This is a genomic window from Mucilaginibacter myungsuensis (genome assembly GCF_015222005.1).
In the GTDB taxonomy this organism is placed as follows: domain Bacteria; phylum Bacteroidota; class Bacteroidia; order Sphingobacteriales; family Sphingobacteriaceae; genus Mucilaginibacter; species Mucilaginibacter myungsuensis.
In genome coordinates this window covers 124,002-139,539 of the sequence record NZ_JADFFL010000002.1, presented here as the reverse complement: position 1 = coordinate 139,539, position 15,538 = coordinate 124,002, and the positions used below count along the sequence as shown (strand labels likewise).

Below are 15,538 nucleotides of genomic sequence, written 5' to 3'. Positions count from 1 at the left end.
TTGTTATTTTTAGCCCTATATTTATCAAAATATAACCTACATATCCATGACCAAACATGTTATCGCATTAGCCTCGGCCTTGTTGCTGACAATTGGCGTGCAGGCCCAAAGCTTGACGCTTACAGAATTGATCAGCCAGTTAGAAAAACCATTCGATCAGACCGAAGCTTTTTTAAGACCTAAGCAGTTTAAAAAGGCAAGCACGGGGGACTTTGGAGGTATCCGGACAGTGATGTATTCAAAACAGGCGGGCAGCGTGCACGAGTCGATAGGGAAATCGCTTAAAGACAGTGCTAAGAACATAGCGCCCGGCATAAACTATATGTACAATAAGTGGTCGTTCACCGAAAACTTTTTGGAGCAGATGAAACCGCTCTCGTTAAAACTATGGCGTAAGTATAGTGACGAGGAAAAAACCACCTGGGACTATATCAGCCCCAAATATGAAGTGATCATTTGCGCTTATAATGATATTACCAAGCACACCTCCATGCAGGTTACCTGGGTTGATAAGCGCAAGTTGACAACCCCCTGATCATATATTAACTTTATCGGATATTTGGGAGTATAAATGTTTAAGTACCTGCTGACAACGTGCATAATTGCCTTCGGCGGCTTTGGTGCCCTGGCGCAAAGCATCACTGTGGGCCAATTGGTTAAGGAGCTTGGTGCGCCTTTTAATACCGTGACCGCGCACCTGCAGGCCAGGGGCTTCAATATATCGGGTAGTGGCCAGCTGAACAACGCAGCTACCATCAGGTTTCAGAAAAAGTTGGGGGATGGGATAGAGAATGTGGCCATCTTCGCCGGAGATACCGCACGGAAGATACCGGCCGGCATCACTTTTACATACAACAAAAAGAGCTACACAAACGGTTTGATAGGTGATATGAAACGTACCGGCTTTGCCCTTAAGCGTACCATTAACGAACCTAAACGCACCATTGCCATTTATCAGGATGCTAAATACGAGGCAGGCATTACCACCTATCATGATGCTAATGCCTATACCTCGGTAACCGTCAGGCCACGTACCGATCACCCGGAACGTTAAAATACCTGTGCTTTACAAACTTTGCTTTGCAGTTTGCGGTTGCTTACAAAGCAATAGTCCCAGCACAATCTCGCTATCCTCATGGCTTTACAATTTTAGGTTCAACAATTATTTATATCTGACCTATTGCCCTTGGCAATGGTTTAATTAGCTGTAGCCGGTTTTGGTTTAGGGGCGTAAGTTTTAGGGTCGATAGCCGTCGTTGTCCAAGCCCTGAAAAACTCCATCACTTTCTTTTTGCTGTGGCCATCGCCTTCCTCTAAAAAGGCCGAGTCTTGGGTGTGCAGACGGTTGCCTTTGCTATCCAAGATCACAAACACCGGGAAACCGAAACGTTGCGGGTATCCCTGGCTGGCCAAAATATCCTCGTTCTTATTCTCGGGGCTATAGTTTACATGCAGTACCACAAAGTTATCGTTCATGTATTTGGTCAGGTCCGCATCGCTTTTTACCAGATCATGGAAACGCAGGCACCAGATACACCAGTTGCCACCCCATTGCAATAACACGTTCTTATTTTCGGCAGCGGCCTTTTTAATGGCAGCGGCTATCTCGGCTTTGGCATCGGCCTCCGGGTGATATAAAGGATTAGTTTTTGCCTCGGCAAGTCGCGCTTTAGCGGCCGTCACAGCCGGATTTACCGTTGCGGCCGGGGCTACAGTTGTAGCCGTCTGTGCTTTTGCGCAAATAGCAAAGGCAGTTATCAGAGCTATAAAGAAATACTTTTTCATTGTTTCAACTTTTAATTAATTCAAATATAGCAGAATATGAGTTTGTTGCAAATGTAAAGCGCTTGTTAACACAAGAATGACTTATGGAAGGGGATGAGGGCAAAAATTTTCATTGATATATATTGTATTAAAACATTTCGGGCCTAACTATCATTATGTGATTTGGATACGGTCATGAAAAAACAACTACTCCTAATATTTATAACGCTATTGAGCATCAAGGCATTTGGGCAAACCTATCGCCTGAGCGGCCGTATTACCGATCCGCAAGACCATCCCATTGGGTTCGCATCAGTATATATTAAAAATACTACCTACGGCACTTCAGCTAACGAGGCCGGCTTTTACGCCTTTAACTTAAAACCGGGCACCTATAATGTGGTTTACCGTTTTGTTGGCTATAAAGAGCGTACCGAAAAAGTGACGGTTAACCAAGCCGAAGAACGCCGCGATATTAAAATGGTGGCCGATAGTTTTCTGTTAAAGACAGTAAATGTAAAGTCGCGCCGTGGCGATGTGGCCAAGGACATTATGCAACAGGCGATAGATAAGCGCGAAGTGTATGAAAAACAGGTGAAAGAATATAGCGCCGCCGTTTATATCAAAGGGGTACAGAAATTGGTAGAGTCGCCTAAAAAACTTTTAGGCAGGGATGTAGCTAAAGTGCTGGATCTGGATAGTTCAGGCAAAGGTATCCTATATCAGTCAGAGTCGTTATCCGAATACAATTATAAAGATGGCAAGGTAAAGGAGCGGATGATCGCTTCTAAAGTAGCGGGGCAGAATACGGCTTTCAGCTTTAATAAAGCATCAGATCTGGAGGTTAATTTTTACAAGAACCTTTTTGAGGTGACCGGACTGAGCGCGCGGGGATTTGTATCGCCGGTGGCATCTAACGCCATGTCCTTTTATAATTACAAGCTGTTAGGATCTACCAGCGAGAGCGGCAAGACTATCCATAAGATACAGTTGCTACCTAAACGTAAGCACGATCCCGTGTTCCGTGGGGTAATTTACATCATGGAAGGCGATTGGCGAATTTACGGCACCGACCTGCTGATCACCAAGGATGCGATGATAAACCTGGTAGATACGTTAGAGATCAGCCAGCAATATGTACCTGTAAGCGATAGTATTTGGATGCCGGCATCAACCCAATATGCTTTTAAAGGCGATGTTTTGGGCTTTAAATTTGATGGCTACTATGCCGCTGTGTACAACAACTATAATTTACAACCCAATTTCCCTGAGGGCCATTTCAACGGCGAGATCATGCGGATAGATACGGCCGCTAATAAAAAAGACGATGCCTATTGGGCACTCACCCGCCCCGTACCGCTAACAACTCAGGAGAACCGCGACTATATTAAGAAAGACAGCACCATGAAGATAAGGCAGTCGTTGCCTTACCTCGACTCTTTAGAACGAGCCGATAATCAGCTTAGTCCGTTCAATTTTACGGTCACTGGATACCAGTACAGTAACCGCAAAAGCGGTAAGGTGGTATATGTTTATCCATTCTACACCAGCATTTATTATAACACGGTAGAGGGTTGGGGAGTGATGCCAAGAGTGAAATTCAGTAAAACGCTTAAGGATGGTTCGTCATATGCTATTACCCCGGCTTTGCGCTATGGCTTTGGTAATAAGATGTTCAATGCTAACGTAAACTTTGCGTATAATTACGATGTGCCAAACCAGGGTGCCTTCTTTGCTGCGTTTGGTGGCGATATATTGGATCTGAGCGATGTAGGTACCCGTTCCTTAACGTTCAACACCATCAGCTCGCTTATCAGCGAGAATAACTTTGTTAAATACTACCGTTCCCGTTATGCTAAGTTGGGTTTTCAGCGCGAGGTTAAGAATGGTGTATTGTTGAATACGGAATTATCATACGCAAGGCGCGATCAACTGTATAACACATCGGGCAATCATATTTTTGATAATAAGGATAAAGAGTATACGTCAAATAACCCGCTCACCCCATTGGCCGAAAGCCCGCTCTTTCCGTCACACGATGCGTTGACTTTTAAAGCGTCGGTGTTATTCACCTTTAACCAGGAGTATGTTACCAGGCCGACCGGACGCGTTTACGAAGCCCCTGAATGGCCACGCCTTAAAGTGAATTACCGCAAAGGTATGAAAGGCGCTGACTACGACTTTGGTTCAGCCGAACTATATGACGATAAGGTATCAGTAGGGCTATTAGGTTACACCGCTTACAAATTTTCGGCAGGCCACTTCTTCAATGCCAAACAGGTGTACTTTATGGATTTTAACCACTTTCAGGGTAACCAGGGTAGCGTGTTCGATCCAACTATTGGTAGTTTCCGCTATTTAGGTTTCTACGATCACAGTACCGATGGCCGCTTTTTTGAAGGACACGTAGAGCATAATTTTACCGGATACTTCTTTAACAAGGTGCCCGGGCTGCGTAAGCTAAAGTTAGAAGAGATGATCGGCGTGAACTACCTGGCCGCCCATAATACCACCAATTACTACGAGGCTTATTTTGGCATCAAAAGGCTATTCTTACGCTTTGATTACGGCGTAGCTATTGATGCTAACAAGAAAGTTAACCAGGGATTTAGGATATTTTATGGTTTGAGGTAAGGGTTAACTCCAAAAGTATACTTCTTTATCTAACTCTTGTTCGGTCAGAAAGTCGCCATTGGCTATCTGCTGCTGGCCAATGCTATCTTAGCATGCAAAATAACCTTATTGACCAGTTCGTCAACATTGATCACATAGGGCATTCGATAATCGCTATTACGAATGCTCTGGAGATGGTCATAATGCTTTAATGCTTATACAAACTCTTGCTGTCTATAAACTTCAGAACGGGGTCTGGAACAAAATATTGGATGTTTTTACCTTCGGTGATAGACTTACGGATAAAGGTGGCCGATAACTCCATCTGAGGTGTCATAGTGATGGTGACGGACGGGTGCGAGGCTAATTCGGCGTTTTCGTAACCCGGTCGGGGGTAAACGTAAATTTGGTAGTCGCGCAGGATCAGCTTGTAATTCTTCCATTTGTGCAGGCTGGCCAAATTGTCCGACCCCATAATAATGGCGAATTCGTGTTGTGGGTATTGCTCCTTGAGGTGAGCAAGCGTATCGATGGTGTACGATGGTTGCGGCAGTTTTAGTTCTACATCGCTTACGCTGATATTATCAGCGTTTTCGGTAGCCAGTTTGGCCATCTCCAGGCGATCGTAGGTGTTCACCAGGTCGCCATATTTCTTAAAAGGATTTTGCGGGGACACCACCAGCCACACTTTATCCAGCGTGGTATGGTTAGCCATGTAATTGGCGATGATGAGGTGACCGATGTGAATTGGGTTGAATGAACCGAAAAATAGACCGATCTTCATAATTTATAGTTAAGCCCCCCGCCCCTAAAGGGGAGCGTTTAACCATCATTTCCCCTTCAGGGGTTAGGGGGTTAAAAAACTTCGCACTAAAGCCTCCGCTTCGTTGCAAGCTGTCTCAAGATCGTGATTTTTTAGGATAATATCAAACTTTGGCGCGTAGTTCAGCTCTTTTTCGGCTTTATCAAAGCGTTCTAACAGCTTTTGAGGGCTATCTGTACCGCGACCGGATAAACGTTGTTTCAGCACGTCTAATGATGGCGGCTGGACAAAGATCGCCATAGCTTGCCCATCATACTTGCGTTTTAGGTGAAGGCCGCCTTCTACGTCAATGTCAAAGATCACCGTTTTACCGGTCGACCATATGCGCTCGATCTCCTCTCGCAAAGTGCCATAGAAAGTGCCCGAGTAAACTTCTTCAAATTCCACAAATTGCTTTTTGGCAATGCGGTGCAAAAATTCTTCTTTACTGATGAAGTAATAATCTTTGCCGTTCACCTCCTCGCCACGCGCCTCGCGGGTGGTGGCCGATATCGAGAACTCCAAATTAGGGAACTTGGTAAGCAAGTGCCTTACAATGGTGGTTTTTCCCGCCCCCGATGGTGCCGAGAATATGATGAGTTTACCTTCTGGTTCTTCTGTCATTGTGTTTCAAAGTTTGAAGATTGAAAAGTTGTAAGGCTAACATTCAAACCTTACAACCTTCCAACATTACAACACATTTAAAAGTTGCTCCTTTATCTTTTCCAGTTCTTCTTTCATGCCTACAACCAGTTTTTGGATGTTGGCGTCGTTAGCTTTGGATCCGATGGTGTTGATCTCTCTGCCTATCTCTTGCGAAATGAAGCCCAGCTTTTTACCATTGGCATCCGCACTTTTCAGCGTTTGTAAAAAGTACTCGCAATGGGTGGTCAGGCGGGTCTTTTCTTCGGTGATGTCCAGCTTATCAATAAAATAGATCAGTTCTTGTTCAAAGCGGTTCTTGTCTACTAAGTCGCGGCCAACAGCATCTGACAGGAAAGTATCTAAACGTTCGCGAATGACCGGTACACGTTTTGGCTCCTCAACCTCGATCAGTTTTAGGTTCTGTTGGATCAGACCGATGCGGTAACGGGCGTCGTTCTCTAACACAGCGCCTTCGTCGGCACGGAACTGTTGGAAATTCTTCAGTGCCTCCTGAAAGGTCTTCTCCACGGTCTTCCATTCTTCTTCAGACACGCTATCCTCGTCAAACCTCACCACATCCGGCAGGCCCAAGGCTAACTGTAATAAATTGCCTGATGGTTCGTTCAATTCTAAGCTTACAGCTTTAAGTTGCTCAAAGTATTGTTTAAGCAATACCGTATTTATACCGGCTGCCTTAACGGTAGCGTCGGTCTTTTCAACCATAATAGAGAGGTTCACTTTACCGCGCTCGATCTGCTTATTGCACTCGGTGCGTAGCTGAAACTCCTTATCAGAAAAGTTTTTTGGGATGCGGAGCGAAAGCTCCAGGAATTTACTGTTCAGGGATTTGATCTCTACAGTATATTTTGTAGTGCCGGCGTTGGTGCTTGCCGTACCATACCCTGTCATGGATTTTATCATGCGCAAAGATAGGAAATTAAATTTATCCCGACTAAATGGCAGAAAGGGCTCAAAGTCTATACTTTAACACTTTTTAGCATTTTAGTCCGTTAACTATTGTTAAATTTACCCCCACTTATATAATGGGTTTTAAAAGAATACAACTTTTTTTGATATTGGTTTTGGCCTGTCTTGGTACTTCGGCCCAGATCAAAGGCGACCGCAGTATTGCCGGCTTTGTGTGTACACGTGGTACATCTGTACGGGTAGCCGAGGTACAGGTAGTGAACCTGCGGACCAAAGAGATCAAGATCACCGATGATCAGGGTACTTTTATGATCAAGGCCGCCATTGGCGATACCCTTGCCTTCAGTAAGTACGACTACACCACCAACCGTATCCCCGTTACCGGTATTGCCGATATGGTAGTGTTTTTAAATGAGGCTACCATGTTGAAAACTGTGACCGTTAAAGGGCAGACCAAGCAACAGGAGATGAACAGCATCATGAGCGACTATAACAAAAAGGGCGTCTACTACGGTGGTAAGCCTTCGGTCGGTTCGGTGATCAGTTCGCCGTTGAATGGATTGTATTCATTATTCGGTCGCGAACCTAAGAATGCCCGCCGCTTTGCAGAATACGCTAAGCGCGAAGAGGAAGCCGCCCAGGACAGCCGCAGATATAACAAAGGTCTGATCAAAAAAATAACCGGCCTGCCGGATGAAGAAGTGCAGATCTTTTACGATGCTTACAAACCGCACCACGCCGATCTGATGAAGATGAACGAGTACGACGTGATGAAGCATATCAAAAAGTCGTTAGAGGATTATAAGAAGGGGCCGATAAGGGATCTGCCGAAACTGGTGAGTAAGGATACGATCATTCCTTAGGTAGAGAGATTAGTTAATTAGAGATTAGGTGGGATTGGTCGATATTCGTCTGTTTTTTCTTATCTTAATGGCATGAGTGCCTTTATGACCTAAACGTTTGGAAAAGATCCAGAGCATTTAGAAAAACTATATCTCAATTAACAAAACGTCTTTTCCTTCTGAAGAGAAATATAGATTGACAGACCAGATCGTTCGTTCCTCCAGATCTATCGGTAATAATATTGCCGAAGGCCACGGTCGCTATCACTACGCTGATGCCGCAAAATTTTTTATTAACGCAAGGGGTTCAGCTGCTGAAACTATCGATCATTTAATAATAGCTTTCGACGAGGACTACATAACGAAAGATGTATTGATCGAATTGAGAGCGGAGTGCGAGGAATGTATGAAAATGATAAATGGCTATATCGAGTTCTTGCGAAAGAAAGGTAGCTAATTCCACCTAATCTCTAATTAACTGATCACTAATTAACTAACCTCAGATCCCCAACACCTCGCATGCTTTCTCTGCCGCAAGTTTCTCCGCATTCTTTTTAGAGAACTCCTTACCCAAGCCCATCACTTCGCCATCAATAATAGCGTGGATGCTGAATAGCTTGTTGCTTTCGCCCTCTTTGTTCTCTACCAGATCAAAGCTGATATCCTTGCCGTGGCGCTGGCACCATTCGATCAACTTGCTCTTGAAGTTGGTCTCGGTCTGCTCCAGAGTGTGGATATCGATGTGGGATTTAATGATGTGGTTGATTAGGAAACTCTTAGTGAACTCGTAACCCTTGTCCAGATAAACGGCGCCGATCAACGCTTCAAAAGCATCGCCTAACAGCGAACCCTGGCGGGTGCTGCCTACCATGCGGGCATCGTATTCTACCAATTGCTCAAAACCCATTTTCCGGGCCAACTGGTTAAGGTTAGCTCGGTTAACGATCTTAGAACGTAGCTCGGTCAAAAAGCCCTCGTCCTCGTAAGGGTAAAGTTTAAACAAAACTTCGGCCACCACGCTGCCTAACACGGCATCGCCTAAAAATTCTAAACGCTCGTTACTGTTCTTTACGCCTTTACGTACGTTGGTGGCTGCTGATTTGTGCCGAAATGCATTACGGTATAACGACAAATTGCCCGGCACGAAGCCGAGCAAATTCTTTAATTGCTTAACGTAAGTCTTGTTCTTAGAAAAATACAGCTTATAAAACCCGGTTATTGGCATTCTACAGGCTATTATTCTTCGAACTTTTTGAATATCACGGAAGCATTGTGTCCGCCAAAACCAAATCCGTTGCTTTGCGCAGCCCTAACAATACGCTCTTGCGACTTGTTAAAGGTGAAGTTGATCTTAGGGTCAAAAGCCGGATCATCAGTAAAGTGGTTGATGGTCGGTGGAATGATATTGTGCTTAACGGACATAATAGCAGCGATAGCCTCAACAGCGCCGGCAGCACCCAACAGGTGACCGGTCATTGATTTGGTAGAGCTGATATTGATGCGATAGATATCCTCGCCGTAAGCTTCTGTAATCGCTTTAACTTCCTGCGGGTCACCGATCGGGGTCGATGTACCATGAACGTTCACGTAGTCGATGTCAGCCGGTGTCATGCCTGCATCTTCTAACGCGGCCTTCATTACAAGGGCTGCGCCCATGCCTTCAGGATGCGGTGCTGTCATGTGGTAAGCGTCGGCACTCATGCCGCCACCCATCATTTCAGCATAGATCTTTGCTCCGCGTGCTTTAGCATGCTCCAGTTCTTCCAGTATGATAGTACCTGCACCTTCGCCGGCAACAAAACCGTCGCGGTCAAGGTCGAACGGGCGCGAGGCCGTTGCAGGGTCATCATTACGGGTAGACAGGGCGTGCATGGCATTAAAACCACCGATACCTGCTTCATTAATGATCGCTTCGGAGCCGCCGCTGATAAACATATTGGCTTTTCCTAAACGGATGTAATTAAAGGCATCAATTAACGAGTTGTTAGATGATGCACAAGCAGAAACTGTGGTAAAGTTTGGCCCGCGTAAGCCGTATTTTATAGAGATATGCCCGGGAGCGATATCAGCTATCATCTTAGGGATAAAGAATGGATTAAAACGTGGTGTACCATCGCCTTTAGCGAAAGCGGTAACCTCGTCAAGGAAAGTCTTCAGACCGCCTATGCCCGAACCCCAGATCACACCTATGCGGCTGGTATCCAACTTAGAAAAATCTAAGCCGGCATCGTTCACAGCCTCTTCGGTCGAAAAGAGCGCATACTGAACAAATGGGTCCAGTTTACGGGCATCCTTACGGCCTAAAAAGCCATCGGCATCAAAATTCTTTACTTCGCAAGCGAATTGGGTTTTGAACTTGGTAGTATCAAAACTCTTGATCATGGCTGCGCCGCTTACTCCGCTGATCAGACCGTTCCAGTATTCTGAAACCGTGTTACCGATCGGAGTAAGCGCACCAAGCCCGGTTACTACAACTCTTTTAAACTCCATTCAAGATCTCTTAGATGGAAAAGATTATTTAACGTTTTTTTCAAGGTAAGCTACAGCTTGACCAACAGTACCGATAGTTTCTGCCTGATCGTCAGGGATAGCCACGTTAAATTCTTTTTCAAATTCCATGATCAGCTCTACGGTGTCTAAAGAGTCAGCACCCAGGTCATTCGTGAAACTTGCCTCAGGTGTAACTTCAGATTCGTCAACACCTAATTTTTCTACGATAATAGCTTTTACTCTTGAAGCGATATCAGACATAGTCTTTTGTTTTTAATGATTAATAAATTCTGTGCAAAGAAAAATAAATTAAATCAAATATCAAACCTAAAATCTTTGCCATCATTGATAACAAAATTTTAGCCCTGATGTTTCTGTTTGTAAGTTTACGAACTTAATAATATTGTTTTGAACAAAAAGGTTTTAAAATTAGAATTCGACCTTGATTTTGTGCTAATTGCCATCACATCAGCGCAAAAGGATTACCGCATGTGTTATCTTATCAATAAGTTTTTACACTTTAATTTTAAGCGTGTTGATGATCATGAGGTAAATATCTACCCCAATTCGCCCGAGCCTGTGCAGTTCGCTATGTTCGAAGATTTTTGGGAAGCCAGCGAAACGATGTTCTATATTATAGCTAACCGCAGCCCCGATGGCCTGCTAATCCCCGAAATGCGCGAGGCCGATTATTTTATGCTGATCAAAAATTATATAGATGATCAGGACCTTGTTAATATCGTGAATGGCCTTAATAAGATACCCGAAGTGGTGGCTGCAATAAAGATCGATCCAAAAAAAGTGAAATCCAGAGAAAATCTCCTATTTTAGCGCAGATTTTTACGAAGGTGTTATAAATACACCATCAATGCTTGGGACAAGAGCCTTCTTTCATTAACCTCAAAATATGAAACTATCTAACAACAAAACTAAAATAGTTGCCACTATGGGCCCTGCTTCGGCACAAAAGGACGTATTGGTAGCTATGATACAAGCCGGTGTGAATGTTTGCCGCTTGAACTTTTCGCACGGTAAACCCGAGGTTCACCAGAAAACCATCGACCTGATCCGCGAGATCAACCAGGAGTACAAGACCAATGTCAGCATCCTGGCCGACCTGCAAGGACCAAAGATCCGTATCGGATTGGTAAAAGACGGTGGTATCCACCTTGCTAACGGTGCTCGCATCAACATGACCACCAAAGAGTGCATTGGCGACGAGAACCAGATCTACATTACTTATGACACTTTCCCGCAGGACGTAAAACCTAACGAGATCATCTTGTTAGACGACGGTAAACTGCAAATGAAAGTTATTGAGACCAACCGCGTTGACCTTGTTGTTTGCGAAGTTGTTCACGGTGGTATCTTAACTTCACGTAAAGGTGTTAACCTGCCAAACACTAAAGTATCTATCCCAAGTTTAACACCAGAGGATCTGATCAATCTGGATCAGGCTTTAGAGAATGACGTAGAGTGGATCGGTCTTTCATTTGTTCGTAATGCTGAAGACATTGTTGACCTGAAACGTGTGATCGCCCGGGCCGGTAAAGCCTCTCGCGTCATCGCTAAGATTGAAAAACCAGAGGCGATCGATAACATCGACGCTATTATAGAGGCTACCGACGGTGTGATGGTGGCCCGTGGTGACCTTGGTGTGGAAATGCCTTTAGAGGAAGTACCATTGCTGCAAAAAATGATCGCACGCAAATGTCGCGCAGCTTCTAAACCGGTTATCGTTGCTACGCAGATGTTAGAGTCGATGATCACTACCCCGCGCCCTACACGTGCCGAGGTGAATGACGTTGCTAACTCCGTATTAGATGGCGCCGACGCGGTGATGCTAAGCGGCGAGACGTCGGTTGGTGAATTCCCGCTGATCGTTATCGAGACCATGGCTAAGATCGTACGTAACGTAGAAGAGTTGGGTTATCCTTTCAACTCTCCTAAAGAATCTTATGATAAAGTACCTGAGGCTGCCAAGACCAGCAACGCCGTTTGCGAAACAGCTGTTCACTTAGCTAAACAAGTAAACGCAACAGGTATCGTATCTATGACCACATCGGGTTACACCGCGTTCGAGATATCAAGTTACCGCCCTAAAGCGGGTACTTTTATCTTTACTGCCAACACGCAATTACTTAACTCGTTAAGCTTACTGTGGGGTGTTAAAGCGTTCTACTACGATGGTTTTGAAAGCACCGATAAATCTATCGCCGACATCAACGCCATGCTGAAAGCCGAAGGCCACGTAATTGAAGGCGACCTGGTGATCAATACAGCATCAGTACCAATTTACGAAAAAGGTAAGACCAACATGCTGAAAGTTTCGGTTATCGACTAATTCGGTGACCGGTCGATCTTGATTGGCCTTGTTAAAATATCGAACGCCCTGGGGTTTCCTCGGGGCGTTTTTTTATGTCATGGTTGCTGATGGTAGAGTTGCTTTTAATTCCCTCCTTGGGGACTACCGCAGACCCACATCTTTCTATGTGCCGGAGGTACTACCTGTTTATAATTAAAACAAGCCGATATGATAATGCCTCAGAGAAGCTGCCCTTCGTGGATATGCTTAGCTTAAGGGTGCTTCCGCCGGAAGAATTTCATTTTTCACGATCATTGCTATAAACAGGTAGCCCCCTCCAGGGGCAGATAAACCAATTTTAAAAATGTGGGTACACGGTAGTCCCCAAGTAGGGAACTTGAAACAGATCACTAATAAAGAAACCGCCGGTTCACTTTTCCGCCAGCAGATCATCCGTCAATTTCTCAAACTCGTTCACAAATTCCACATAATGTTCGCCTGTACCCGGACCGCTAAAGCCGGTGTGGATCTTGCGGACATCGCCTTTTTTGTCGATAATGATGGTGGTAGGGAAGGCCAAAAAATTGGCCAGCATAGGTAAACTTTTAGCTGTCTCTTTTTTATCGTTAGTAAAGCCGGTGATCAGCAGCGGGTAAGGGATATCAAAACGGTCTTTTAGTTGTGTAAGTGTTTTTTTAGACCGCTCAAAGTCTGTAGTACGCTCATAAGCCAGGCCGACTATCTCCACGCCCTTAGGTTGATACTTTTTGTAATAGTTGACCAGGTAAGCCGTCTCGTCCATGCAGTTGGGGCACCATGATCCCATAAATTGTACGATCACCACTTTGCCTTTAAAGCGGTCGTCGGTAAGGGATACGGGTTTGCCGTCGATGTCTTTAAAGGTAAAGTCGAGTTTTTTAAAGCCGGGTTTTAAAGCGGTGAGGGAGTAGGCATCGGGCAGTTTGGCATCAGATTTTTTAACGGCTTCCCAGGTATCGGTACCGAATTTTCCGTTCACGAGGGTAACACTATCTTTAACATCGGCACTGAACAAAAAAGCGTGGCCGCCTTCAAAGCAAGAGAGATAAAGCTTATCGCCGTTAATTGTCCCCTCTAAAAAGCGGTAATCGCCGGTGGTGGTGAGGAAGGTGCCGGTAACCTTGTTGCCGTCTTGCTTAAACTCGCCAACGGTAGTATCGCGCACGCCATCGCTGGTAAACACGGCCGACCAGCGGCCACCCACATTAGCTTTAGCGGTTTCTGGCTTTTCAAAAAAGCGCCAATCTTGCCCGGGAGTGGCCACAAAGTCGAGTTCGCTGTCTTTTTGGGCAAGGTGTTTTACCCACTTGCCTACGAGTTTACCGTCGGCTTGCTTCAATTTGAACTCTGAATCGAACAAAGGCATTTTGATAAATACTGAATCATCCACCAAACGCACATCATCTACCGGGAATTCTTCTGCTCCGTTAAATATGGTGAGCTGTTGTTTGGGGCCTTTGCCTTTAACCTCAAAGTTAAAGGGCAGTTCGTCGCCGGTCTTCATGGTCAGTACACCGCGCCAAATGCCGGTCTGCAATTCGGTGGGTGTGGTATGGCAAGCGCTGATGGTAATGATACCGATCAGCAATAAGAATAGTCTGTTACGCATAAAAATAAAATACCCTACTAAATTAGTATTCTTAATTAAGCAGGGCATCTAAATGGTGTAACTATTTCAACACATCGCGGGATATGACGATCTTCTGAATTTCGGACGTGCCCTCATAGATCTGCGTGATCTTGGCATCACGCATCAGGCGCTCTACATGGTATTCCTTTACAAAGCCATAACCACCGTGGATCTGCACGGCCTCAACGGTGGTTTTCATGGCCACTTCAGATGCGAAGAGTTTGGCCATAGCGCTGGCCGGGCCGTAAGGTTTGTGATTGTCTTTTAACCAGGCCGCCTTCAGACAAAGCAGTCGTGCGGCCTCTATCTCGGTAGCCATATCGGCCAGTTTAAATTGAATAGCTTGATGGTCGGCAATTGGCTTGCCGAAAGTTTTGCGTTCTTTAGCATAGGCGGTAGCCAGCTCGAACGCCCCTGATGCGATACCCAAAGCCTGTGCGGCGATACCAATGCGCCCACCTTCCAACGTTTGCATAGCGAATTTAAATCCGAAGCCGTCCTCACCAATGCGGTTCTCTTTGGGCACTTTCACATCTGTGAACATCAGCGAATGTGTATCAGATCCGCGGATCCCCATCTTATTTTCTTTTGGGCCGACGGTGAAACCAGGCATACCTTTTTCTACAATGAGCGCGTTAATGCCTTTGTGCCCCTTGGCAACATCGGTTTGTGCGATCACCAGATAGGTTGACGCGGTGCCGCCATTGGTGATCCAATTTTTGGTTCCGTTAAGCAGATAGTGGTCGCCCATGTCGATAGCTGTGGTACGTTGCGAGGTGGCATCACTACCCGCCTCGGGTTCTGACAGACAGAATGCGCCATGTACTTGTCCGCTTGCTAAAGGGACCAGATATTTTTGCTTTTGCTCCTCGGTGCCAAATTTTTCCAGACCGTAGCACACCAGCGAGTTATTTACCGATACCACTACCGATGCCGATGAGTCTATCTTGGACAGCTCTTCCATCGCCAGTACATAACTGATCGCGTCCATACCGCTGCCGCCGTATTCGGGCGATACCATCAGACCTAAAAAGCCCAGTTCGCCCAGTTTTTTGATCTGCTCGGCCGGGAATTTTTGGTGCTCATCACGTTCTATCACGCCGGGTTTAAGCTCATTCTGCGCAAAATCGCGCGCGGCCTGGCGTATCATCAGTTGCTCTTCGGTAAATTCAAAATGCATGGTTGCAGGGTTTATCTAATTTCAAAAATAGTTATTATGCACGCATAGTAAAACTTTTGTACTAATTTATTTATCGGTATGATCTACCCCTTATCAACGGAAGTGCTAAAGCAGAGTCCGTGGTCTTCCCCTAATTTAGGGGAAAGCAGTGTCAGTGCAATTTGCAGGTGCTTTGATAAAGGGTAAACGATATGCGTTCGACCCTTGCGAGCGAACTACCCCTTATTAACGGAAGTGCTAAGGCAGGGACTGTGATCTTTACCTAATTTAGGGGAAAGCAGTGTCAGTGCTATTTGCAGGT

16 protein-coding genes are annotated in these 15,538 nt (G+C 45.4%); 7 read left to right on the top strand and 9 right to left on the bottom strand.

The window, feature by feature from the left end:
• Window positions 1-46: 46 nt before the first annotated feature.
• Both IRJ16_RS04460 and IRJ16_RS04455 read left to right on the top strand, forming a co-directional pair.
• Window positions 47-535, top strand: a complete 489-nt coding sequence (locus tag IRJ16_RS04460; protein WP_194110332.1) for a hypothetical protein — start codon at window positions 47-49, stop codon at window positions 533-535.
• Window positions 536-571: 36 nt separating this feature from the next.
• On the top strand, window positions 572-1,054 hold the full coding sequence (locus tag IRJ16_RS04455; protein WP_194110331.1) for a hypothetical protein: 483 nt from the start codon (window positions 572-574) through the stop codon (window positions 1,052-1,054).
• Between the two features lie 143 nt (window positions 1,055-1,197).
• On the opposite strand, the gene IRJ16_RS04450 is transcribed toward IRJ16_RS04455, so the two are convergent.
• On the bottom strand, window positions 1,198-1,785 hold the full coding sequence (locus IRJ16_RS04450) for a thioredoxin family protein (protein WP_194110330.1): 588 nt from the start codon (window positions 1,783-1,785) through the stop codon (window positions 1,198-1,200).
• Window positions 1,786-1,959: 174 nt separating this feature from the next.
• On the opposite strand from IRJ16_RS04450, the gene IRJ16_RS04445 reads away from it, so the two are divergent.
• Complete coding sequence (locus tag IRJ16_RS04445; RefSeq protein WP_194110329.1) at window positions 1,960-4,398, top strand: DUF5686 and carboxypeptidase regulatory-like domain-containing protein; 2,439 nt, start codon at window positions 1,960-1,962, stop codon at window positions 4,396-4,398.
• 187 nt (window positions 4,399-4,585) lie between these two features.
• Here IRJ16_RS04445 and nadD read toward each other — a convergent pair whose 3' ends face one another.
• From nadD to IRJ16_RS04430, 3 genes are all read right to left on the bottom strand, one after another.
• Entirely contained in the window at window positions 4,586-5,161 is a 576-nt protein-coding gene (gene nadD, locus IRJ16_RS04440; protein WP_194110328.1) for a nicotinate (nicotinamide) nucleotide adenylyltransferase, read from the bottom strand.
• 63 nt (window positions 5,162-5,224) lie between these two features.
• The gene (gene gmk / locus IRJ16_RS04435) at window positions 5,225-5,803 is read right to left on the bottom strand and encodes a guanylate kinase (protein ID WP_194110327.1); all 579 of its coding nucleotides are present in this window, start codon (window positions 5,801-5,803) and stop codon (window positions 5,225-5,227) included.
• Window positions 5,804-5,869: 66 nt separating this feature from the next.
• On the bottom strand, window positions 5,870-6,745 hold the full coding sequence (locus tag IRJ16_RS04430; protein ID WP_228079852.1) for a YicC/YloC family endoribonuclease: 876 nt from the start codon (window positions 6,743-6,745) through the stop codon (window positions 5,870-5,872).
• Between the two features lie 122 nt (window positions 6,746-6,867).
• On the opposite strand from IRJ16_RS04430, the gene IRJ16_RS04425 reads away from it, so the two are divergent.
• Window positions 6,868-7,614, top strand: coding sequence for a hypothetical protein (locus IRJ16_RS04425; RefSeq protein WP_194110326.1), 747 nt, complete (start codon window positions 6,868-6,870; stop codon window positions 7,612-7,614).
• Window positions 7,615-7,744: 130 nt separating this feature from the next.
• Window positions 7,745-8,050 carry a four helix bundle protein gene (locus IRJ16_RS04420; protein WP_353959037.1) on the top strand — a complete coding sequence of 102 codons (306 nt, stop codon included), beginning with the start codon at window positions 7,745-7,747 and terminating at the stop codon, window positions 8,048-8,050.
• Window positions 8,051-8,092: 42 nt separating this feature from the next.
• Here the strand turns inward: IRJ16_RS04420 and rnc are convergent, their stop codons facing one another.
• Genes rnc through IRJ16_RS04405 form a run of 3 tightly spaced genes read right to left on the bottom strand, consistent with a single transcriptional unit; the run spans window position 8,093 to window position 10,344 of the window.
• The gene (gene rnc / locus IRJ16_RS04415) at window positions 8,093-8,818 is read right to left on the bottom strand and encodes a ribonuclease III (RefSeq protein ID WP_194110325.1); all 726 of its coding nucleotides are present in this window, start codon (window positions 8,816-8,818) and stop codon (window positions 8,093-8,095) included.
• Window positions 8,819-8,829: 11 nt separating this feature from the next.
• Window positions 8,830-10,083, bottom strand: a complete 1,254-nt coding sequence (gene fabF, locus IRJ16_RS04410) for a beta-ketoacyl-ACP synthase II (protein ID WP_194110324.1) — start codon at window positions 10,081-10,083, stop codon at window positions 8,830-8,832.
• 24 nt (window positions 10,084-10,107) lie between these two features.
• Window positions 10,108-10,344, bottom strand: a complete 237-nt coding sequence (locus IRJ16_RS04405; protein ID WP_031266521.1) for an acyl carrier protein — start codon at window positions 10,342-10,344, stop codon at window positions 10,108-10,110.
• 147 nt (window positions 10,345-10,491) lie between these two features.
• Here IRJ16_RS04405 and IRJ16_RS04400 point away from each other — a divergent pair, with 147 nt between their 5' ends.
• Together IRJ16_RS04400 and pyk are read left to right on the top strand one after the other, a co-directional pair.
• Window positions 10,492-10,914, top strand: coding sequence for an IPExxxVDY family protein (locus IRJ16_RS04400; RefSeq protein WP_194110323.1), 423 nt, complete (start codon window positions 10,492-10,494; stop codon window positions 10,912-10,914).
• A 76-nt stretch (window positions 10,915-10,990) separates the two neighbouring features.
• Window positions 10,991-12,427: a pyruvate kinase gene (gene pyk, locus IRJ16_RS04395; RefSeq protein WP_194110322.1), complete on the top strand. Its 1,437-nt coding sequence runs from the start codon at window positions 10,991-10,993 to the stop codon at window positions 12,425-12,427.
• A 391-nt stretch (window positions 12,428-12,818) separates the two neighbouring features.
• Here the strand turns inward: pyk and IRJ16_RS04390 are convergent, their stop codons facing one another.
• Window positions 12,819-14,036: a peroxiredoxin family protein gene (locus tag IRJ16_RS04390; protein WP_228079848.1), complete on the bottom strand. Its 1,218-nt coding sequence runs from the start codon at window positions 14,034-14,036 to the stop codon at window positions 12,819-12,821.
• A 61-nt stretch (window positions 14,037-14,097) separates the two neighbouring features.
• On the bottom strand, window positions 14,098-15,237 hold the full coding sequence (locus IRJ16_RS04385; RefSeq protein ID WP_194110320.1) for an acyl-CoA dehydrogenase: 1,140 nt from the start codon (window positions 15,235-15,237) through the stop codon (window positions 14,098-14,100).
• Window positions 15,238-15,538 lie beyond the last annotated feature (301 nt).

What these genes read in the sequence shown, in the direction of transcription:
- IRJ16_RS04460 (WP_194110332.1), top strand. Translation starts at nt 47, where the DNA reads ATGACCAAACATGTTATCGCATTAGCCTCGGCCTTGTTGCTGACAATT.
- IRJ16_RS04455 (WP_194110331.1), top strand. Translation starts at nt 572, where the DNA reads ATGTTTAAGTACCTGCTGACAACGTGCATAATTGCCTTCGGCGGCTTT.
- IRJ16_RS04450 (WP_194110330.1), bottom strand. Translation starts at nt 1,785, where the DNA reads ATGAAAAAGTATTTCTTTATAGCTCTGATAACTGCCTTTGCTATTTGC.
- IRJ16_RS04445 (WP_194110329.1), top strand. Translation starts at nt 1,960, where the DNA reads ATGAAAAAACAACTACTCCTAATATTTATAACGCTATTGAGCATCAAG.
- nadD (WP_194110328.1), bottom strand. Translation starts at nt 5,161, where the DNA reads ATGAAGATCGGTCTATTTTTCGGTTCATTCAACCCAATTCACATCGGT.
- gmk (WP_194110327.1), bottom strand. Translation starts at nt 5,803, where the DNA reads ATGACAGAAGAACCAGAAGGTAAACTCATCATATTCTCGGCACCATCG.
- IRJ16_RS04430 (WP_228079852.1), bottom strand. Translation starts at nt 6,745, where the DNA reads ATGATAAAATCCATGACAGGGTATGGTACGGCAAGCACCAACGCCGGC.
- IRJ16_RS04425 (WP_194110326.1), top strand. Translation starts at nt 6,868, where the DNA reads ATGGGTTTTAAAAGAATACAACTTTTTTTGATATTGGTTTTGGCCTGT.
- rnc (WP_194110325.1), bottom strand. Translation starts at nt 8,818, where the DNA reads ATGCCAATAACCGGGTTTTATAAGCTGTATTTTTCTAAGAACAAGACT.
- fabF (WP_194110324.1), bottom strand. Translation starts at nt 10,083, where the DNA reads ATGGAGTTTAAAAGAGTTGTAGTAACCGGGCTTGGTGCGCTTACTCCG.
- IRJ16_RS04405 (WP_031266521.1), bottom strand. Translation starts at nt 10,344, where the DNA reads ATGTCTGATATCGCTTCAAGAGTAAAAGCTATTATCGTAGAAAAATTA.
- pyk (WP_194110322.1), top strand. Translation starts at nt 10,991, where the DNA reads ATGAAACTATCTAACAACAAAACTAAAATAGTTGCCACTATGGGCCCT.
- IRJ16_RS04390 (WP_228079848.1), bottom strand. Translation starts at nt 14,036, where the DNA reads ATGCGTAACAGACTATTCTTATTGCTGATCGGTATCATTACCATCAGC.
- IRJ16_RS04385 (WP_194110320.1), bottom strand. Translation starts at nt 15,237, where the DNA reads ATGCATTTTGAATTTACCGAAGAGCAACTGATGATACGCCAGGCCGCG.